This is a genomic window from Pseudoalteromonas sp. P1-11 (genome assembly GCF_001399995.1).
Lineage (GTDB): Bacteria > Pseudomonadota > Gammaproteobacteria > Enterobacterales > Alteromonadaceae > Pseudoalteromonas > Pseudoalteromonas atlantica.
On sequence record NZ_LJSP01000003.1, the window covers coordinates 319,823 to 339,470 of the forward strand.

General features: G+C 39.3%; 19 protein-coding genes. 9 read left to right on the plus strand and 10 right to left on the minus strand.

Annotated features, from left to right (window positions below; translation table 11 throughout):
- Nucleotides 1-207: 207 nt before the first annotated feature.
- From AN390_RS07135 to AN390_RS07145, 3 genes are all read right to left on the minus strand, one after another.
- Nucleotides 208-624 (minus strand): VF530 family DNA-binding protein, encoded by a 417-nt coding sequence (locus AN390_RS07135; protein ID WP_004586518.1) that lies wholly within the window; start codon nucleotides 622-624, stop codon nucleotides 208-210.
- 73 nt (nucleotides 625-697) lie between these two features.
- Nucleotides 698-1,687 (minus strand): MDR family oxidoreductase, encoded by a 990-nt coding sequence (locus AN390_RS07140; protein WP_024032239.1) that lies wholly within the window; start codon nucleotides 1,685-1,687, stop codon nucleotides 698-700.
- 50 nt (nucleotides 1,688-1,737) lie between these two features.
- Complete coding sequence (locus tag AN390_RS07145; protein ID WP_054982497.1) at nucleotides 1,738-2,370, minus strand: TetR/AcrR family transcriptional regulator; 633 nt, start codon at nucleotides 2,368-2,370, stop codon at nucleotides 1,738-1,740.
- A gap of 608 nt (nucleotides 2,371-2,978) precedes the next feature.
- Here AN390_RS07145 and rmf point away from each other — a divergent pair.
- A complete protein-coding gene (gene rmf / locus AN390_RS07150; RefSeq protein ID WP_004586522.1) occupies nucleotides 2,979-3,149 on the plus strand; it encodes a ribosome modulation factor in 171 nt (56 codons plus the stop codon).
- 70 nt (nucleotides 3,150-3,219) lie between these two features.
- Here the strand turns inward: rmf and fabA are convergent, their stop codons facing one another.
- Entirely contained in the window at nucleotides 3,220-3,735 is a 516-nt protein-coding gene (gene fabA, locus AN390_RS07155; RefSeq protein WP_004586523.1) for a bifunctional 3-hydroxydecanoyl-ACP dehydratase/trans-2-decenoyl-ACP isomerase, read from the minus strand.
- A gap of 204 nt (nucleotides 3,736-3,939) precedes the next feature.
- On the opposite strand from fabA, the gene AN390_RS07160 reads away from it, so the two are divergent.
- Genes AN390_RS07160 through AN390_RS07170 form a run of 3 tightly spaced genes read left to right on the plus strand, consistent with a single transcriptional unit; the run spans nucleotide 3,940 to nucleotide 6,045 of the window.
- Nucleotides 3,940-4,797 carry a 6-carboxytetrahydropterin synthase gene (locus AN390_RS07160; RefSeq protein ID WP_024033642.1) on the plus strand — a complete coding sequence of 286 codons (858 nt, stop codon included), beginning with the start codon at nucleotides 3,940-3,942 and terminating at the stop codon, nucleotides 4,795-4,797.
- Nucleotides 4,790-5,608: a M23 family metallopeptidase gene (locus tag AN390_RS07165; RefSeq protein WP_024033641.1), complete on the plus strand. Its 819-nt coding sequence runs from the start codon at nucleotides 4,790-4,792 to the stop codon at nucleotides 5,606-5,608. The genes AN390_RS07160 and AN390_RS07165 overlap by 8 nt, the downstream gene beginning before the upstream one ends.
- A 5-nt stretch (nucleotides 5,609-5,613) precedes the next feature.
- Nucleotides 5,614-6,045 (plus strand): acyl-CoA thioesterase, encoded by a 432-nt coding sequence (locus AN390_RS07170; protein WP_029772286.1) that lies wholly within the window; start codon nucleotides 5,614-5,616, stop codon nucleotides 6,043-6,045.
- A gap of 212 nt (nucleotides 6,046-6,257) precedes the next feature.
- Here AN390_RS07170 and AN390_RS07175 read toward each other — a convergent pair whose 3' ends face one another.
- From AN390_RS07175 to AN390_RS19990, 6 genes are all read right to left on the minus strand, one after another.
- Nucleotides 6,258-7,580 (minus strand): Na+/H+ antiporter family protein, encoded by a 1,323-nt coding sequence (locus AN390_RS07175; RefSeq protein WP_054982498.1) that lies wholly within the window; start codon nucleotides 7,578-7,580, stop codon nucleotides 6,258-6,260.
- An 8-nt stretch (nucleotides 7,581-7,588) separates the two neighbouring features.
- Entirely contained in the window at nucleotides 7,589-9,550 is a 1,962-nt protein-coding gene (locus AN390_RS07180) for a DUF3488 and transglutaminase-like domain-containing protein (RefSeq protein ID WP_055253547.1), read from the minus strand.
- Complete coding sequence (locus tag AN390_RS07185; RefSeq protein ID WP_408003170.1) at nucleotides 9,543-10,355, minus strand: DUF58 domain-containing protein; 813 nt, start codon at nucleotides 10,353-10,355, stop codon at nucleotides 9,543-9,545. The genes AN390_RS07180 and AN390_RS07185 overlap by 8 nt, the downstream gene beginning before the upstream one ends.
- A gap of 184 nt (nucleotides 10,356-10,539) precedes the next feature.
- Nucleotides 10,540-11,445 carry a MoxR family ATPase gene (locus AN390_RS07190; protein WP_055253552.1) on the minus strand — a complete coding sequence of 302 codons (906 nt, stop codon included), beginning with the start codon at nucleotides 11,443-11,445 and terminating at the stop codon, nucleotides 10,540-10,542.
- Between the two features lie 12 nt (nucleotides 11,446-11,457).
- Nucleotides 11,458-11,841 carry a response regulator gene (locus tag AN390_RS07195; RefSeq protein WP_029772290.1) on the minus strand — a complete coding sequence of 128 codons (384 nt, stop codon included), beginning with the start codon at nucleotides 11,839-11,841 and terminating at the stop codon, nucleotides 11,458-11,460.
- Nucleotides 11,842-13,123: 1,282 nt separating this feature from the next.
- On the minus strand, nucleotides 13,124-13,243 hold the full coding sequence (locus AN390_RS19990) for a hypothetical protein (protein WP_408003171.1): 120 nt from the start codon (nucleotides 13,241-13,243) through the stop codon (nucleotides 13,124-13,126).
- Between the two features lie 439 nt (nucleotides 13,244-13,682).
- Between AN390_RS19990 and AN390_RS07205 the strand changes: the two genes are divergently transcribed.
- From AN390_RS07205 to AN390_RS07225, 5 genes are all read left to right on the plus strand, one after another.
- Nucleotides 13,683-14,987, plus strand: a complete 1,305-nt coding sequence (locus tag AN390_RS07205; RefSeq protein ID WP_029772292.1) for a sugar ABC transporter substrate-binding protein — start codon at nucleotides 13,683-13,685, stop codon at nucleotides 14,985-14,987.
- Nucleotides 14,988-15,105: 118 nt separating this feature from the next.
- On the plus strand, nucleotides 15,106-15,978 hold the full coding sequence (locus AN390_RS07210; RefSeq protein ID WP_055253557.1) for a carbohydrate ABC transporter permease: 873 nt from the start codon (nucleotides 15,106-15,108) through the stop codon (nucleotides 15,976-15,978).
- Between the two features lie 2 nt (nucleotides 15,979-15,980).
- The gene (locus AN390_RS07215; protein ID WP_004586533.1) at nucleotides 15,981-16,811 is read left to right on the plus strand and encodes a carbohydrate ABC transporter permease; all 831 of its coding nucleotides are present in this window, start codon (nucleotides 15,981-15,983) and stop codon (nucleotides 16,809-16,811) included.
- A gap of 10 nt (nucleotides 16,812-16,821) precedes the next feature.
- Nucleotides 16,822-17,835, plus strand: a complete 1,014-nt coding sequence (locus AN390_RS07220) for an ABC transporter ATP-binding protein (protein ID WP_055253559.1) — start codon at nucleotides 16,822-16,824, stop codon at nucleotides 17,833-17,835.
- Between the two features lie 163 nt (nucleotides 17,836-17,998).
- Nucleotides 17,999-18,958 (plus strand): sugar-binding transcriptional regulator, encoded by a 960-nt coding sequence (locus AN390_RS07225; RefSeq protein WP_055253561.1) that lies wholly within the window; start codon nucleotides 17,999-18,001, stop codon nucleotides 18,956-18,958.
- The last annotated feature ends 690 nt before the right edge of the window (nucleotides 18,959-19,648 follow it).

A 19,648-nucleotide genomic window follows, 5' to 3' on the forward strand; every position in this document is an offset into this window, starting at 1 on the left:
AATATAACTTAACCTGAACTCTGGTTAAGAGATATACCAACATAATTTATCATGATGATCTTTAAGCTTAATTCTCTAGCCAGCGGTTTTCGGTGAAAACAAGGCGAATTTACGCGTCAATAGCTAGCCTATTGCAAGTAAATTCAACGCTGTTAGCGCTGAAAATAGCTGCTAGAGATAGATTTATTATCCAGAGTTGAGGTTAACTTAGTTACCCCACGGGTTAGTTGCATTTGAGCGTTGTTTTCGTGCCCTGGCGCGTTGTTTAGTGGCCTTTTTTTCCATAATTCGCTTTGCATCACTAAAACTTAATTCGCACGGCTCCCCCGGTTTATGATCAGCAGGAATAACTCTATCTCGTGGCGGTAATTCGTATTGCACATCGTCGGGTTTAGGTAAGTTTTTAAGGCGGTATAGGTAAAAGTTATCTACCTTTTCTTGTGCCCATTGTGTTTTACGTAAAAACTTAACCGCCGATTTTACATCTGGGTTGTTTTTAAAACAGTTTAATTGCAAATAAGCGTGTAGTAGCTCCCACCCATATTGCTCAACCAGTTCTTCAACCACTTGCTCTAATTTTACGCCTTGCAGTGGGTTATTACTGTAAAGATCTTGGTTGCTCATAGGTGTTGCCTCATTAATAAAAATACAAATGCCATTATAAATTTAATAACGAGGCTTTAATAGATAAAATTGCTTAACTTTGGCAATTAACAACTACGCGGCCGCGAATTTTACCTTCCATAAGTTGCTCGGCATTTTCAATTACTTGCTCAAGTGTAATTTCGGTTGAAATTTTATCAAGGTAATCGGCTTTTACTAAGCTTGCTAGTCTGTCCCATGCTTCTACTCTGTCTTTTTTAGGGCGCATAACGCTGTCTATACCAATTAAAGATACACCACGTAAAATAAAGGGCGCTACAGAGGCGGGTAAATCCATGCCTTGGGCTAAACCACACGCAGTAACCACACCACCGTATTTAAGTGATGCACAAATATTAGCAAGTGTGTGGCTGCCTACCGAATCTATAGCACCCGCAAAGCGCTCTTTTTGAAGTGGCTTACCTGGGTTTGAAAGCTCATCGCGGCTAATAATTTGTGACGCACCTAGCTCTTTTAAGTAATCGCTTTGCTCCATTCTACCTGTTGCAGCGGTTACGTTATAGCCCAGCTGATTTAATAAATAAATGGCAAAGCTGCCAACACCGCCGTTTGCACCGGTCACTAATATTTCGCCATCACTTGGAGTGATGCCTTGTTTTTCAAGGGCGATAACACTCAGCATTGCTGTGTAGCCCGCGGTACCAATTTGCATTGCTTGTTTTGGCGATAGCGCTGCAGGGAGGGGGATTAACCAATCACTATTAAGCGATGCCTTTTGTGCAAGGCCGCCCCAGTGTTTTTCGCCCACACCAAAGCCATTTAAAATTACATTATCGCCAACAGTAAATTCATCCGTACTTGTTTCACTTACTGTGCCCACTAAATCGATGCCTGGCACCATAGGAAAACTGCGCACAACAGGGCCTTTACCTGTAATGGCTAACCCATCTTTGTAATTGAGTGTGCTGTAAAGTACATCAAGTTGCACGTTTTGATCTGGTAGGTCACTTTGCTGCACTTCACTAAGCGCCGCAGCGTAGTTTTCGTCTTTCGTAATTACAATAGCTTTAACTGAGTTACTCATAACATATCCTTTTAGACCGATCGGTTTTTAATGGCTAAATAAAATGCGCATTAGGTAAGTAATGCGCGTAAAAACATTTCTGTATACAACGTAAGGGGTTTACTTGATTGGGTAAGTTTAGCTCGCATAACGGCGCCTTCCCAGCCAATCCAAAAATATTCACTCATAAGCTGCGTATCAACAGTTTTAGCAATCGTGCCTTGTTGCTGTGCTTCATTTAAACACAGCTCAACTTGCTGCTGCCATGCTACGTAGCTTTGTAGTAGGCGGATTTTAAATTCATCACTTAAATGATTTAGCTCTTGATTTAAATTGCCGACCAAACAACCGCGTTTGTACTGGTATTTTTGCATGCCCATAATGGCGCTTTGCGTAAAGTGAATTAAGCGCTCCAGGGGCGGTGTATTGCTATCGGTTAAATATTTTTTGAGCTTAGTGATAAAGTAGTCATCGTAGGCATTTACTAACGCAATACCAAACGCTTCTTTACTTTTAAAGTAATGATAAAACGAGCCTTTAGGCACGCCGGCTTTTTTTAAAATGGTATCAAGGCCAGTTGCGCTAAAACCAAATTCAGTTAAGGTTTCTAGGCCAACCCTAATAAGGTGCGCTTTGGTATCGGCGTTTTCACGAGGTATTTTAGGGGGTCTTCCGCGCCGTGCAGGTGCTTGAGCAGTATTCATTATAAGTAACCCCTAATAGCCTTTTTAAAGTTAACCCATATTAGACCGATCGACTTTAATTAATCAAGCATAAATACCAATTGTTTAAAAATAAATCGTTAAAGCTGTTTTTTAAACTAAAGGGCAAATTGCAATAAAATCGTCATGATTACATTTTTGTTTGGAACTTAGCCAAAAAAGGTGTGTCGGATAAATAGGTCGTGTTGATTTTTGCTGGTTAAATTTGCAGTGGTGTTTGGCATTTAGACAAGGCGGTAAAGCACCATAAATACCAACTATATGCTTCCCATTAGGTGCTTTTATTAAGCAGTTATTTAATCGCTTTAATGGAGATATTTAAATCAGCAAAGTAGAACACGCCTTAGCACATAAGTGCATTTAAGCGGTTAGATAGCCGTATTGTAAATTAAAGAAGCAGTAAGAAATTAAGTGGTACGACCACTGTGTTTTTATTAATGTTAAATTTTTTTTGCATCAGCATGTTAGTTAATGTCAAACAAATTAATTAATTTTGCTATTTGAATTTAACATTTTTATTAACTATTCATTAAATGTAGATTTCACTAATGCTACAAAATTTATAATTAAAAAAGGTGAGGATATTACCGATGAAGAGACAAAAAAGAGATCGTTTAGAAAGAGCTCATTCTCAAGGTTTTAAAGCAGGTTTAGCCGGGCGCTCAAAAGAGCTATGCCCTTATCAGCAAATCGATCCTAAGTCTGAATGGTTAGGCGGTTGGCGTGAAGCAATTGAAAACCGAAACATGTATAAAACCTAATTCATCAAATAAGAATTAACGTAAAAAGGCCTCCAACTGGAGGCCTTTTTGCATACATTCATTACTAATTTTAGAATGCGCTTGTGTCTTGAAATAAGCCCACTTTTAAATCTTTTGCTTCGTAAATTACGCGGCCATCTACTTCAACTGTGCCATCAGCCATACCCATAAATAATTTACGTTTAATTACACGTTTCATATCAAGGCGGTATGTTACTTTTTTAGCGGTAGGTAAAATTTGACCGGTAAATTTTACTTCACCCACACCTAAAGCACGGCCTAAACCAGGGCCACCAGACCAGCCTAAGAAAAAGCCAACGAGTTGCCACATAGCATCTAGCCCTAAACAACCTGGCATAACTGGGTCGCCTTTAAAATGGCAATCGAAAAACCATAGGCTTGGGTCAATATCAAGCTCAGCTACAATTTGGCCTTTACCGTGCTCGCCGCCATCAGCAGTGATTGAAGTAATACGGTCCATCATTAACATGTTGTCGCTTGGTAAACGGCAGTTACCTTCACCAAACATTTCACCTTGACCACATAGGATCAAATCTTCTTTTGTATAGCTATTTTTAGGTTCCATAACACTTATCTTCGCTTAGAAATTGCCAAGTACTTTAGCGTACACTTGTACGCTAAACAACTCGGAGCAGTTGAAAAAAACACTTTTTTGCGTGATTTATCGCCAATCAGTAGTGGCGATTGCTTTTTGCACTATAAAACCGCGCAATTACAATCAGAAATCATTATAATTACCCCTGACTTATAACCAGTTTAAAGGAAGTTTATGATCCTTTTTGTTAACTCACTAACAGTGATTGATTTTTCTTACTTATGTAACAAACGCGGCGCCGTTGGCGAGAGCTGGATTGTTGACTTAACGTTGCATGGCAAGCTAAATGAAGAGTCTATGGTGTTAGACTTTGGCTTAGTTAAAAAGCAAATTAAAGGCATAATTGACGACTGTTTAGACCACAAACTAGCAATTGCTAAAGGTTTAAATGGCACAGTACAAGAATTTGATTCGCACAAAACGCTCGATTGCACATTTGGTGATAACCACCATTTAGCAATGAGCGCACCACATCAAGCTTATTGCATGATAGATGCACCAGAAATTAGCGTTGAATCAGTGACTGAATTTTTAATCGACACTATTTTACCAAAACTGCCAGGAAACATTGAAAAAATTGAGTTGTCGCTTAAACCAGAGCACAGCCAAAGTTTTTATTACCATTACAGCCATGGCCTTAAAAAGCACGATGGTAACTGTCAGCGTATTATTCATGGCCATCGCTCGCAAATTGGTATTAGTTTGGATGGTATGTCTATGCCACGCTTACAAAAGCAATGGGCAGAAAAATGGCAAGATATTTACTTAGCCACGCGTGAAGACCAAATCGCTGCAAGCGAATTAAAACACATAAGCGCTAAAAACGATGATGTGTGTTTTGCTTACACCGCTGCACAAGGTTACTTTGAAATGGCGATAAGCGAGTCACGCTGTGACATTTTACCTGTTGATACAACGGTAGAATGTATTGCTCAACACCTTGCTGAGCAGGTTAAGGCAGAATACCCAGACAAAGACGTAAAAATTACCGCTTATGAAGGCGTAGGAAAGGGATCGATTAGTTATGCTTAAAACTCTTTTAGCAACAGCGCTTGTAACCACAACTAGCTTTAGTGCATTAGCGCTTGAGCTAAAAGGGCACCTAACGCAGGGCGGCTTAGTGACAGGCAAGCTTGAAAATGTAAAGTCTGTATCGCTAGATGGTAAAACATTAAAGTTATCAGACTCTGGCAATTTTGTGTTTGGCTTTGGTCGCGACGCGAAAGCAAAACACGCCCTTACGTGGGTAGATAATAACGGTAAAACACACACGCAAGATTTAATGATCACTAAACGCGATTATAAAATTGATAAAATTACCGGTGTGGCTAAAAAGTATGTGTCGCCCCCTAAAGAAGTAAGCGCACGTATTAGCCGTGAGGCGCAAGCAATACGTAAAGCGCGCGCAGTTAACTCTGATTTACAGTACTTTTTAGACCCGGTATTAAAGCCTGCACAAGGACGTATATCGGGTGTTTATGGTAGCCAACGTTATTTTAACGGCGAACCGCGACGCCCACATTTTGGTTTAGATATTGCCAATAAAACCGGCTCGCCTGTTTATGCTCCGATTAGTGGCACCGTGGTGTTTGCCGACCCCGATTTATACTACTCGGGCGGTACGCTTATTATTGACCACGGCCATGGCGTTACCTCTACATATATTCATTTAAGCAAATTAGATGTAAAAGTAGGCGATACAATAAGCCAAGGCGACAAAGTTGCCGAAATAGGTGCGACTGGGCGTGTAACAGGCCCACACCTTGATTGGCGTTTTAACTGGGAAGGCGAGCGCCTAGACCCAGCATTATTGATGCAAGATAAGCTTGCTAATAAAAAGTAGATACTATGACAGACATTAACCGCGATGCAATTATTGCAAAGCGTATTGAAGACTCAACGACCTCGGTTACTAAAACGGTGTTTCCTGGGCGCACTAATCATCACAACACATTATTTGGTGGCGATGCGTTAGCATGGATGGACGAGGTTGCTTTTATTGCCGCCACTCGTTTTTGCCGAAAGCCGTTAGTGACTATTTCATCTGATAGAGTTGATTTTAAAGAGGCTATTCCAGCGGGGACTTTTGCTGAGCTAATTGCTAAAGTTGTGCATGTGGGCAATACATCACTTAAAGTGGATGTGGATATTTGTTTAGAAACCATGCATAAAGATGATAAGCACTCGGCGATTTCAGGCAGCTTTACCTTTGTAGCCGTAGATGATGACCACAGACCGACACCGGTTGTGTGCGATAAAATGATTTACGGTTTTGAATAAATAAATATTAAGGCAAGCAGCCTTTAAATAAGCATCTTTATTAGGTGCTTATTTAATTACAGGAAAAGAACACATCATACTAGTTAATTGTAAAAGCAATCTTAGCAGCTATAAAAATATATAGATTAAGTCAGCAAATAGGGAGGTATAACAAAGGCATGAAATACATGCCTTAAAAATAATGAATTATACACACTATAAGTGCAGAGGTGCTAAAGCACCATAGCCGCAATCCAACCAAATATAAGTAATGGAATATTAAAATGTATAAAGGTGGGGATCACCGAATCTCGTATATGGTCATGTTGACCATCGGCATTTAAACCCGAGGTTGGTCCAAGTGTAGAGTCAGAGGCTGGAGAGCCCGCATCACCTAATGCACCCGCAGTACCCACTAAAGCCGCAGTTGCCATAACCGAGAAACCTAAATCTAAACATAAAGGCACAAATAAGGTAGCTATAATTGGCACTGTAGAAAACGAACTACCAATACCCATTGTTATCAATAATCCCACCAATAAAATAGAGGCCGCAGCGAGAGGCTTATTGCCATCAAATAACGCAGCGCCACTGTGAACTAAACTTGCTACATCACCGGTTGCTTTCATTACTGAGGCAAATCCTTGAGCCGAAATCATAATAAAGCCAATCATCGCCATCATGGCGACGCCTTTACTAAATACGTCGCCGTTTTCTTCCCACTTAACAACACCAAATACACTAAATATCATTACGCCAACAAGGCCGCCTAATATCATAGAGCCACTTAGGTTTTGTGCAACCAATGATGAAAGCACAGCAAACAAACCCACGATCATCACTTTTTTTGGCTTCTCAATGTCGCTAGCTTTGCTTTGTGTTGTTAACGGTTGCGCTTGGTAGTCACGGCGCTTTGCGTAACTTATAAACACCGCGATAATTAACCCAACCAACATACCGCAGGCAGGAATAATCATTGCCATAGGCACTTGTGTGTTAACTATGTCTAGGCCGTTATCAACTAAGTTTTTATGCAAAATAGAGTATAAGTAAATGCCACCAAATCCATAAGGCAATACCATGTAAGAGGTAGCTAAACCAAACGTTAATATACAGGCAATGGCGCGGCGGTCTAAACGTAGTTGATTAAACACAACGAGCAAAGGGGGGATTAAAATAGGTATAAAGGCTATGTGCACAGGCACTAAATTTTGAGATGAAATAGCGCAGCCTAATATAATTAATAAAATAAAATAGCTTAAAAAGGTTTCGCTGCCTGCACCTTGTGCATTCACTTTGTTTAATAGCTTTTCGGCGAGGATACGGGTTAATCCCGATTTTGAAATAGCCACTGCAAAGGCACCTAACATTGCGTAACTTAGTGCAATTTCAGCGCCGGCCGACAAGCCAGAATTAAATGCATCAACACTTTCTTTTATCCCTAAACCCGCTGTTAAACCAGCTACAAGTGCACTAATTATCATAGCTACAATGACATTTACACGGGCTAAGGAGAGCCCAAGCATTAAAATAACGCCTATAACAACCGCATTCATAGTTTTCTCTATTTTGAAGATTTAATTAATTTTATCAGATCTTTAGCCTGATTTTTACGTTCTTTAGTAAAAGGTTTTTTAGCGTAGCGCACTTGATTAAATAAATAGCTAAATTCGCTTAAAGGTTCCGCAGTATCAGGGCTTTGCTCAGCAAAGTATATTAACTGCTGATTAGGTGAATAGTGACTAGGCGCCGCTATGTCGTTTTTATCTGCCCAGTGCTTAATTGCCTCAAATTCTGAAACTAACGGCGGGCGTTTACTTTTATTGCGTGGCCAATTTAAATAAATAAAGTAAGCAGCAAAGCTAAAAGCAAGTCCTAAAATAACCGCTAAAGGTACCAGCCAAAGATGTTTACTACCAAAAAGTGATTTTAAAAAGTTGCTTTGCTTTTCTTCGTCAAAGCCAAGTACCCAGCTAGTCCATTGGTAATCAAGGGTTTCTAGTTTGAGCCTTAACCAATTAACGGCTGCAAAGTTACTTAAACTCACTAAGCCAAAATCGAGATTACTTTTAAATTCATCATTGAGTTCTTCGTTTTGCGAAAGTGAACCATTTAAACGCTCGGGGGCGACCACCGCAGTGGCATCAAAAATCTGCCACTGATTATTAATATACACTTCAACCCAAGCGTGGGCATCGTATTGGCGAACCGATAAATAATTATTTGTTTGGTTTTTTTCACCACCTAAATAACCGCTGGCCAAGCGTGCGGGAATACCGGCGCTTCTAAAAATATACGCTGCTGCACTGGCGTAATGGCCGCAAAAGCCGCGCTTTTTATCAAATAAAAATTGATCAATAGTGCTGTCACCGGTCATAGGCTCGGGGGTTAACGTGTAACTAAATTCTTGTTTAGCAAAGTAGCTAAGCAATGCATTATAAAAGTCACTTTGCGAGGTTGTTGATTGTTTAAGTTTGGCAGCAAGCTTGGATGCTTGTTGGTTTGTTTGGTTATTTAAGCGTGTGTAATAAGCGGTTTGCCAATTTGAAAGTTGCTCTGTACTCAGTGCTGCACTTGATACCTGATACTGCAAGCTTTTAGCTTGATATTGTTTTTTTTGAAGTAACCCTAGCGCATTACTTTCAACATTTTTATTGTTACTGGTTGCGTAATCAAGCCCATATAACCATTTTTGATTAGCAGGCTCGGCAATAATAGTGTAGGTGTGTTGTATCGTAATTTGTTTATTGGGATCAGCGCTTTGATTATTATATTTTAATAAATCAGATGTTTTCCACGCTTTACCATCAAAAGTATCGTGTACAAGTGCTCGCCAATAATAAGGCGAGGCGGGCGTGTCGTTATCAAAACGCGCTCTAAAAACCAGTTCATCAGAATTAGACAGCTTTGCAATATCAAACGGGTCAACCTGTTCAGAGAGCCCTGTTTTAGCAAGCTTTGGCCCAGGTAACTGCCAAAAAGCGGGCATTTTAGGTAAAAACAACAGCAAAAATATTGCTAAAGGCAAAGCAATAAATAACAGCTTAGCACTTTGTTTAGAGGCTAATTTTAAACTATGAGAAGATTCAATTAAGCTCAATACAGCAAAGTTGAGTAAAAATAGGGCGCTCATGGTTAAGGTGGTTATTATGCTTTGGTTAAACAAATACGCCGATGAAATAGAAAAAAACGTGAGTGTGACAATAATATGGTAATGTTTTTTTGTTTTAGCCTGCAGTAATTTAAAAATACTAGAGAGCAATAACATAGCAACAAACAATATGACTGTATCGCCTATACCTATGGTGTAAATCATTAATATTAAAGCTAATCCAGCCAAAATATTTGCAAGCCACGCGTTAGGTTTAGGGTTGTTAGTCAGTGTTAAGTACACGTTCCAAAGACATAAAAGCGATAAAACCCCAATAAACAGTATGGGCATATGCGATAAATAAAACGCAAATAAGCAGGCGTATATAAAGCTCATTGCCAAATTAATTGCCCGGTAATTTAATAGCTCAGCCATTAGTTGCTCCGCCGTATTCGCTCAGAAGTGCTAAACACTGTGATTTATCGTGCGTGTCGTTAGTTGCTTTGTAACTTGCTGAGGGCAAAATTAGTGTAAACGGTGTGTTGTTTTCGCATGCATTACACACTAAAAAGCAAAGCTGACTCAAGCGTTGCTCGGTGTTACCCGTTAGCAGGTTAAAATCAAAAACAATATCGGACTTTTTATAATCTATAAATTCTTTTACGAGTAACTGCTGTGATTTAGCGTAATGTTTCCATGAAATTCGCTGCAATCCCATTTCTGGTAAATGCGTAATTAGCTCATCAAACTCTTCGCTGCCGGGCTCTTTAATACTGCCTGTTTGCGTTGTGTGTTCAAACGTACTGTTGTAAGTGTCGTTTAATACATGCTCTGGCGCAGGGTAAACGTAAACAGAGTCATTGGGTTGTATATAACTCCACACGCTTACCAGCCCAAATGGGTAATTACTGTGTATTTTAAAACGTTCAAGGGTATATTTACCGCGGGCATTATAAGGTAGGTTAATAATTAAAGCGCTGTCTTTGGGCGTAACTTGCGTTAAGTGCTTTGCGTATTCTGAGTCACTCGAGTAGTTAAGCGATACTGATTGAGTAAGTGTAGGGGCTTTTAAAATAAATTTAACCGATCCTTTATTTGGTGAGAAGCTGGCAAAACTTTTTATATATTCAACTTTTAGCCCTCTGGCATTTGTATAACCAAGCAGCACAGCAATAATCATCACCATAAACATTAAATAAGCCATCACCAAAATTAAGTTATTTTGATAATTAATGCCCATAACAAAATTTAAAATAGCCACAATAATAAAGTAAAAGCCGAGTTTCGAGGGCACTACATATATATTGTTATGAGCCAGCGTAATGGATTGCTTTGAATGCTTGTTTTTAAGTAGTTTATTAAGTAAACGCTTTTTTAAAGCGCCTAATATACTGACCTTTTTGGCTTTTTTTTTAAATAACACGTTAAAATGGCACAGCAACGGTTTTTAAAATTTCATTTACTTGCGCTTCGCCCGACTCGTTATGCAAACCTAATCGGTGTTGGCACACACTTGCAAATACAGCTTGTACATCGTCAGGGGTTACAAACTCGCGCCCTTCAATAAATGCCCACGACTTAGCCGCTTTGGCCAGCGCCATACTTGCCCGAGGAGAGAGCGAGCCTGCAAATGCTGCGCTTTGACGGGTATGCGTTACTAATTCAATAATGTAATCGATTACAGGGCTACTTATTACAATTTGGTTAATTAAGGTTTGAATTTGCTGTAGCTGCTTAGCGTCTATTCTTTGTGGTAATTGGCTGTAGTCTCGCGGTTTGATGTTTAAAATAAGTTGTTTTTCAGCCTCTTTAGGAGGAAAGCCTAAACTTATACGCATTAAAAATCGATCTAACTGCGATTCTGGAAGTGGGTAAGTACCCGACTGATAAAGCGGGTTTTGCGTGGCAATTACAAAAAAAGGATTTGGTAATGTGTACTTAGTACCATCTACTGTAACTTGCTGCTCTTCCATTGCCTCAAGCAATGCACTTTGCGTTTTAGGGCCCGCGCGGTTTATTTCATCTGCTAATACAACTTGGCTAAAAATCGGCCCTTTATGAAATGTAAACGTGTACTCATTAGCGTTAAATACATTAGTTCCTAAAATATCGGCAGGTAAAAGATCGCTTGTAAATTGTATACGCTGATACGACAGCCCAAGCACAGCAGCAAGTGCATGTGAGAGCGTAGTTTTGCCCATACCGGGTAAATCTTCTATCAGTAAATGTCCTTCACTGAATAAGCAGGTGAGTGCTAGTTTTATTTGTTGTTTTTTGCCAAAAATAACACTCGATAAATCGTCGATAATTGCCGTAACAGTGCTTTGCATACTGACCTTATTTTATTCGCTTAGTTCGAGGCGCTTCATAACAGAATTAACTTTTTTAGCGTTAAAAGGTTTTTCTATAAAGCCTTTAGCGCCTAATTCCCATGTGTTTTGAACGTTTTCAAGAGTGTTATGACCTGAGCACATAACAACGTGAGCGTGAGGGTAGCTATCATTAATATGTTCTAGAATATCAGAGCTTTCAGAATCAGGTAAGTCCACATCCAAAAAGATGACATTGGGTGATTTTTTATCAAGAAGGGGTTTTGCAGAAAGGTAATCGTTGCTTTCTAAAATATCTTCAAAGCCTAGCTCCGTTAATATTTGGTTTAGGTAGTCACGTATTTCCTTAACGTCATCAATAATAAGTATAGGCTCAAGCGGGCGCACAAATTCCATATGTTAATTACTTCTATTTTTTATACATCTAAAGTAATTTAATTTTATGCTAAGCACTGTATAAGCTCAAGAAAGTAAATCAAAAAACAACCAAATAGCGCTCTACAGAACACTTTAAATAAGACTTTAGTCATAACTGGCAATTTTATTTTGGAATTCAAAACTATTAAACCCTTGTTTATAAATGTAAATTTTTATAAACACGATTTCATGTAAATGTTTTGTAATAAAAGATGTTGACGTTACATTATTCATTTGTGATTATGCTCATTAGCTGAGCCAATGCCCATTACGAAGTTTAAAAACACATTTAAATAAAATGCCCATTTGCTTTAGCTGAACACTGAAAATACACAACACACTAAATAGAGAGTTCATTATGTTAAATAATAAGAAAGCTAAATTTGCGCTAACTTTAGTAGCAGCAGCGTTGGCGGCGCCTGCACAAGCAGATATGTCAGATTACTTTGACCGCCTTGACGTTAACTTTCTAGCAATGCAAAACTTTCAGTCTATTCAAGCTAAAGACGGTGCATTTCGTCCTGGAGATGAAGAGCAATCATCAGGTTTTGGGCGTATTAGAGCTAACTTAATGCTTAAGTTTCATATAAATGAATACATTACTGCCGACATTGATATAGCCGAAGAGCCAAACGATTTTGGCGGCGGCGACCGTGATTTTTCGTTCCATAACGACTTTGCAGGTATTGAATTTGATTTACTTGGCTTATACGGCACACCAAACGAAAACGAAAATTTAACGCTTCGTTTAGGTAATATTGGCGCGTCTCCATTTCAGTTTAAAGGTTTTCAAGACGGCGCTGATAACCAAGGTAATGCCTTAATTGGTAACGGCATTAACGACTACGCAACCGCAGAAAATGGTGCACAATTAAGCTACACAGAAACTTTTGACAGTGGTGTGCTTCGATCTTATAACGTGGCAGGTCACATTACTACATCAAGCTTTGGCGAAGCATTTCAAGAAGATAGAGGCTTTAACTACCGCTTACAAGGTACATTAGAGTTTGAAGGTGGCTTTAAAGTTGGCTTAAATTACTTACAAGCTAACCAAGGCGACCAACTTCGTTTTGAAAATGGCGTAGCGAGCTTAGATGGACTCACAACAACAAATTACCGTTTTGGTGATGGCGAAAACTATAACTTTTCGGCTTCTCCTTCAAGCGAACGTGATACTCACGTAGGTGTTATGCCAGGGCTTGATCAGTCTATCATTCAATTAAATTTAGCGTATCAGCCATCAGATCAAACCAGCATCATTTTAATGTTGGGTAAATCGTCTGACGATTACACCTTTGCAGACTCTGCAGGTAACGCAGTGGCAGGTATTACCTACTTTGGTACAGATGGCGTGGCAGACGAAAACGGTACCTCGTTTGATTCTAGCAGTGTAATTAAAGGCGAAAGCTCAGTAGAATATTACGCAGTTGAAGCACAGCAATATATCATTCCTGAAAAACTTTACGTAGCCGCGCGCTATGCAGAGTCAGAAAACACTTCCGATTTAATCAGCCAAAACGATAACACCGTTGAGCGCCTACAAGTAGCCGCAGGTTACTGGTTTACAGATTCTACACTTTTAAAAGTTGAGTATGTAAACCAAGAAGAAGGCGCAAACTCAGGCGGCCAAATTGGTCGTGGTTTTGACGGTTTCACCTCAGAAATCTCAGTTAAATTTTAAATAGCTTACTAACTTACTGTTTGGTTTAAAGGTAATTTCAGCGCTGTAAATACGTTGAAATTACTCACCGCTTTATTTACTAAGGCGCTTTACAGTTATTTTTTAAGCGTCATTTAACATATTTATGAGGGTTAACCCGATGAAAACTAAATTATTAATGCTCGCGTGTTCAGTTATGGCTATTAACGTAGCCGCTAAAGAAACCATAACCATTGCCACTGTTAATAATGGTGACATGATCACCATGAAAGAGCTAAGCAATCATTTTGAAGAACAAAACCCAGATATTTCATTAAAATGGGTAACACTAGAAGAAAATATTTTACGTCAACGTGTAACAACCGATGTTGCCACAAAAGGCGGCCAATACGATGTAATGACAATTGGCACATATGAAGTGCCAATTTGGGGTAAACAAAACTGGCTAACTGAGCTTGATAACCTAGGTGAAAATTACGACGTTGATGACTTACTACCGGCTATTCGCAGTGGTTTAACCATAGATAACAAATTATACGCGGCCCCATTTTATGGCGAAAGCTCTATGGTTATGTACCGTACAGACCTAATGGAAAAAGCCGGCCTAGAAATGCCAAACGCGCCTACGTGGAGCTTTATTCAAAAAGCTGCAAAAGCGATGACCAATAAAGATGAAGGTGTTTATGGCCTTTGCTTACGTGGTAAAGCAGGTTGGGGCGAAAATGTTGCTTTAATTACTTCAATGGCAAATTCGTTTGGCGCTCGCTGGTTTGATGAAAATTGGAAACCACAATTTAACACCCCTGAGTGGAAAGCCACACTCCAGTACTATGTAGATGTTATGAAAGAGTCTGGTCCTGCGGGTTCGTCAGCGAATGGGTTTAACGAAAACCTAGCGTTATTTCAAACGGGTAAATGTGGTATTTGGATTGATGCAACGGTTGCTGGCGCATTTGTAACCAATAAAAAAGATTCTGAAGTCGCTGATAAAGTAGGCTTTGCACTTGCACCAGATAATGGCTTAGGTAAACGCGGTAACTGGCTATGGTCATGGACACTTGCAATTCCTTCTAGTAGTAAAAAATCTGATGCTGCAATGAAATTTATTAGCTGGGCTACATCAAAAGAGTACAGCCAATTAGTTGCCGATAACAAAGGCTGGGCAAAAGTACCGCCGGGTACTCGCGCATCACTTTATGAAAACGAGCAATACATGAATGCAGCACCGTTTGCACAAATAACGCTTGATTCTATTAATTCGGCCGACCCGAAAAACCCTACTGTTAAACCCGTGCCTTATGTTGGCATTCAGTTTGTAGCTATTCCTGAATTTCAAGGAATTGGCACTGCTGTTGGGCAGCAGTTTTCCGCTGCACTTACTGGGCAAATGACTGTTGAGCAAGCGCTTAACACATCACAACGCCTAGTTGAGCGCACAATGCGTAAAGCACGCTACCCAAAATAAATAAGTAGGCGGGTAAGTTTAACGCTTACCTCGTATTTTTCGTCAGCATTAGCATGTTATCTAGTAGCCGTTTGTTGTTGTTGCTAAGGATAATGCTGACTTTTTGAAGGTCACTGATATGGCAACTACACAGTCTCGTACGCTTGCACGCATAATGCTATTTCCTAGTGTAATTTTATTACTAGGATGGATGATAGTGCCGCTGTGCATGACACTCTATTTCTCGTTTGTAGATTACAACTTACTTATTCCTGGTGAACGTGAATTTGTAGGCTTTTTAAACTACGAGTTTTTTTTAACAGATCCCGCATTTGTTGAATCCTTTTTTAATACCCTTTATTTAGTAACGGGTGTATTAGCTATCACAATTTGTGGTGGTATCGGTTTAGCTGTTCTCCTCGACCAAGCAATATGGGGGCGAAACTATGTTCGTATTATGGTTCTCGCCCCATTTTTTGTTATGCCAACCGTATCGGCTTTGGTGTGGAAAAACATGTTTATGAACCCTGTAAACGGATTATTTGCACACTTTTCAATTTGGCTCGGGTTTGAACCTATCGACTTTTTTGCGCAAATGCCTTTGTTTTCAATCATTATTATTGTTTCTTGGCAGTGGTTACCGTTTGCTGCGTTGATATTACTCACGGCAATTCAATCCCTTGACCGCGAACAACTCGAAGCTGCCGATTTAGATGGTGCAGGGCCTTTTAGTAAGTTTTTTTACATAGTGCTGCCGCATTTATCACGCGCTGTTACCGCTGTTATTTTAATTGAAACTATATTTTTACTGTCTATTTTTGCAGAAATTTTAGTGACAACCAGTGGCGGGCCTGGGTATGCATCAACCAATATTACTTACTTAATTTACACCCAATCGTTATTACAATTTGATGTAGGCGGGGGCTCAGCAGGGGGCATAGTTGCAGTAATTATTGCCAATATTGTAGCCATATTTTTAATGCGCCTTATTGGTAAAAACTTAGAGGGTTAATCATGGCTAGTGCAGCAAATAAAAAATCAAAACTAATTTATACCCTGGCAGCATGGACCATCAGTGGGATGATATTTTTCCCAATTTTATGGACATTAATCACCAGTTTTAAAACCGAAGCAGAAGCAATATCAGCCACACCAGCGTTATTTGCTTTTGATTGGACACTGGAAAACTATCAAGATGTGTTAGCCCGCTCGCCGTATTTTGATCACTTTTGGAACTCGGTGGTTATATCACTCGGCTCAAGTTTATTGGGCTTATTAATAGCCGTACCAGCCGCGTGGTCAATGGCGTTTGTGCAAACGAAAAAAACTAAAAACCTACTTATGTGGATGCTTTCTACAAAAATGCTCCCGCCGGTAGGGGTGTTAATTCCTATTTATTTACTCTTTAGAGACTTTGCTTTATTAGATACAAAACTTGGCTTAGTTATTGTTATGACCTTAATAAACTTACCGATTATGGTATGGATGTTATACACCTACTTTAGAGAAATTCCGGGTGAAATTTTAGAGGCGTCACGAATGGATGGTGCAACTATTGGTGAAGAAATATTTCATGTATTACTGCCAATCGCATTACCTGGCATAGCCTCAACATTACTGTTAAACGTAATTTTGGCATGGAACGAAGCATTTTGGACACTCATTTTAACCGCTGCGAATGCCGCACCACTAACGGCATTTATTGCCAGTTACTCAAGCCCAGAAGGGTTATTTTACGCCAAGTTGTCGGCAGCATCTGCCATGGCCATTGTGCCAATATTAATTCTTGGTTGGTTTAGTCAAAAACAATTAGTGCGCGGCTTAAGCTTTGGCGCAGTAAAGTAGGAGAACACACATGGGCAGCATCACACTAAAAAAAGTAACTAAAAGTTTTGATGAAGTTAACGTAATCAAACCACTTGATTTAGAGATAAAAGACGGTGAATTTATTGTATTTGTAGGGCCATCGGGCTGTGGTAAATCAACATTACTACGTATGATTGCCGGATTGGAAGACACAACCAGCGGCACAATTGAGATTGATGGCCAAGATGCAACACAGACGCCACCGGCAAAACGTGGTTTAGCTATGGTCTTTCAGTCGTACGCTTTGTACCCGCACATGAGTGTACGCAATAACATTGCGTTTCCACTAAAACGTGCAAAAGTAAGCCCTGCTGAAATTGAAAGTAAAATAGCAAATGCCGCTAAAATACTTAATTTAACTGATTACCTAGACCGTAAACCAGGGCAATTATCTGGCGGGCAACGCCAACGTGTAGCAATAGGGCGCGCAATTGTTAGGCAACCGTCGGCTTTTCTGTTTGACGAACCACTTTCAAATTTAGATGCATCGCTGCGTGTAAATATGCGCTTAGAAATTTCTGAACTACACAAAAGCTTAGCTACAACAATGATTTATGTAACACATGACCAAGTTGAAGCGATGACAATGGCAGACAGAATTGCGGTATTTAATGGGGGGATTATTGAGCAAGTCGGAACGCCGCTTGAGCTGTATCAACACCCAGTAAATAAATTTGTTGCAGGCTTTATTGGTTCACCAAAAATGAACTTTATTGAAGTAGATAACGATAGCCATGCACAAACGCACAGTTTGGGTGTACGTCCTGAGCACTTTGAAATTTCAACTGAGTCAGGAACTTGGCAAGGTACTGTGGGCGTTATCGAGCATTTAGGTTCTGAAAGCTTTTTACATGTAACTATTAACGATGGCAGCACGGTTACGGTGAAAGCAGATGACGATTGCCCACTACAATATGGCGATACAATATATTTAAGTGCGCCTGAGCACAAGGTACATAGATTTGATAAAAATGGTTTAACGATTAAAAACCCAACAGTTTAATCCGCCGTTTTAGGCCAATACTTTAGGAATAGCAAATTTACCTAAAGTATTGGTTATTAAATTAATGTGATACTTCGGCATTTTATAAATGAATGATATATTTGCAAATATTGTAAAATGATTTATCGCTAAACTAAGCGGCTTATCAAAATAAGAGGTTTATGTGGCAAAGCTATCAAATACAGAAATACGTAAGCTCGATGATGCAGCTAGAGCAGGGTGGCTCTATTATGTTGCGGGTAAAACACAAGACGAAATTGCCAAAAAACTCAATGTATCTCGTCAATCGGCTCAACGTATGGTTGCATTATCTGTAAGCCAAGGGCTTATTAAAGTAAGGCTCGATCATCCTATTGCTAAATGTATGGATTTAGCAGAAAAAATTAAAAGCCGTTTTGGCTTAGACTCTTGTGAAGTAGTGCCTAGCGATGGTTCAGATCCAAATTCTACAGTGGGTTTAGCGCAAGCCGGTGCTGCTGAAATACAACGCCATTTAAAATCAGAAACACCGAAAATTTTAGCTATGGGGACCGGGCGCGTACTACGTGCATGCGTTGATGAACTGCCAACGCTAGATTGTAGTCAACACAAAGTAGTGGCTATGCTTGGCAACATGGCACTTGATGGGTCGGCTTCACCTTATGATGTAGTCGTTAGAATGGCCGAGCATATAAATGCAAAGCATTACCCAATGCCGCTTCCTGTATTACCAAGAAGTGTTGAAGAAAAACAGCAATTGCATTCACAACATAATATTACCAGTAACTTAAAATTGGCCACTCAAGCCGACGTAACATTTGTGGGTGTAGGTAGCCTAGGCGAAAAATCCCCATTGCATATTGATGGGTTTGTTGATGAGCAAGAGCTAAAAGAGCTACAAAATTTAGGGGCTGTGGGCGAAATGATCAGCTGGGTTTACGACAAACGCGGCCAATTAATTGACTGCACTGTAAACCAACGTGTTGCCAGTACGCCATTAAAAATTGAAGGTAGTAAACAAATTTACGCTATAGCCGCCGGTGAAGATAAAGTACTTGCGATACTTGGTGCAGTTAGATCAAATATGATCAGCGGTTTAATTACTAACGAATACACAGCAGAACGTATTTTAAGTATGGATTAGCTAAGGTTGTTTTAGGTAGCTTTTTAAAATCTACGGATAATAACTGACTGAATGAGCCTTTATTTTTCAAAAAGGAAAACTAACAGGCTCATTTAAAATACCAATAAAGTTTTAAAAAATTTAGGCTTTTTGTAAAACGTTTTAAATAGCGCTGTAATAAAAGAGCGCCGCAATGAAAGAACGTTGATGAAAATAGCAAAGCAAAAACTGCTGTAGTTAAAATTTTAAAGTAGCCAATGCTTAAAGTTCTTTGTAAGTAATATAGTTAGTAAAGTTTTAAGTGTAATGAATAATAAAAGCGTAATGACCAGAAATAAACTAAAAGCACTTAGTAAAGTAAGGCATGGTATAGTTTGGCAAAAATAACCTTAATGTCCGATACCGTCTAGTATTGGACATAGTAGGAGTGTAATACGCACTCCTTATTATAATATACATAACAACCTATAATTTATATTATGTTAAATAAAGTGAATTAATACATAATCAAAGTTAAGTAGCTTCTATTATTTAGGTATAAACCCCTATTTCTGGTGTTTTGTAATAGTCTTTTAAAGTTGGTCTTTCAGTTAACCGTTCAAATTGTTATGTACAGTAACTTTTAACAACAACTTACGCACTAGATTTTACACCGATATTTTCGCTAATATTTATGTAGTCTTTCAATCTTATAAAGCCTAACAATTACAA

Coding starts and splice junctions, on each gene's coding strand:
- AN390_RS07135 (WP_004586518.1), bottom strand. CDS start 624: ATGAGCAACCAAGATCTTTACAGTAATAACCCACTGCAAGGCGTAAAA.
- AN390_RS07140 (WP_024032239.1), bottom strand. CDS start 1,687: ATGAGTAACTCAGTTAAAGCTATTGTAATTACGAAAGACGAAAACTAC.
- AN390_RS07145 (WP_054982497.1), bottom strand. CDS start 2,370: ATGAATACTGCTCAAGCACCTGCACGGCGCGGAAGACCCCCTAAAATA.
- rmf (WP_004586522.1), top strand. CDS start 2,979: ATGAAGAGACAAAAAAGAGATCGTTTAGAAAGAGCTCATTCTCAAGGT.
- fabA (WP_004586523.1), bottom strand. CDS start 3,735: ATGGAACCTAAAAATAGCTATACAAAAGAAGATTTGATCCTATGTGGT.
- AN390_RS07160 (WP_024033642.1), top strand. CDS start 3,940: ATGATCCTTTTTGTTAACTCACTAACAGTGATTGATTTTTCTTACTTA.
- AN390_RS07165 (WP_024033641.1), top strand. CDS start 4,790: ATGCTTAAAACTCTTTTAGCAACAGCGCTTGTAACCACAACTAGCTTT.
- AN390_RS07170 (WP_029772286.1), top strand. CDS start 5,614: ATGACAGACATTAACCGCGATGCAATTATTGCAAAGCGTATTGAAGAC.
- AN390_RS07175 (WP_054982498.1), bottom strand. CDS start 7,580: ATGAATGCGGTTGTTATAGGCGTTATTTTAATGCTTGGGCTCTCCTTA.
- AN390_RS07180 (WP_055253547.1), bottom strand. CDS start 9,550: ATGGCTGAGCTATTAAATTACCGGGCAATTAATTTGGCAATGAGCTTT.
- AN390_RS07185 (WP_408003170.1), bottom strand. CDS start 10,355: ATGGGCATTAATTATCAAAATAACTTAATTTTGGTGATGGCTTATTTA.
- AN390_RS07190 (WP_055253552.1), bottom strand. CDS start 11,445: ATGCAAAGCACTGTTACGGCAATTATCGACGATTTATCGAGTGTTATT.
- AN390_RS07195 (WP_029772290.1), bottom strand. CDS start 11,841: ATGGAATTTGTGCGCCCGCTTGAGCCTATACTTATTATTGATGACGTT.
- AN390_RS07205 (WP_029772292.1), top strand. CDS start 13,683: ATGAAAACTAAATTATTAATGCTCGCGTGTTCAGTTATGGCTATTAAC.
- AN390_RS07210 (WP_055253557.1), top strand. CDS start 15,106: ATGGCAACTACACAGTCTCGTACGCTTGCACGCATAATGCTATTTCCT.
- AN390_RS07215 (WP_004586533.1), top strand. CDS start 15,981: ATGGCTAGTGCAGCAAATAAAAAATCAAAACTAATTTATACCCTGGCA.
- AN390_RS07220 (WP_055253559.1), top strand. CDS start 16,822: ATGGGCAGCATCACACTAAAAAAAGTAACTAAAAGTTTTGATGAAGTT.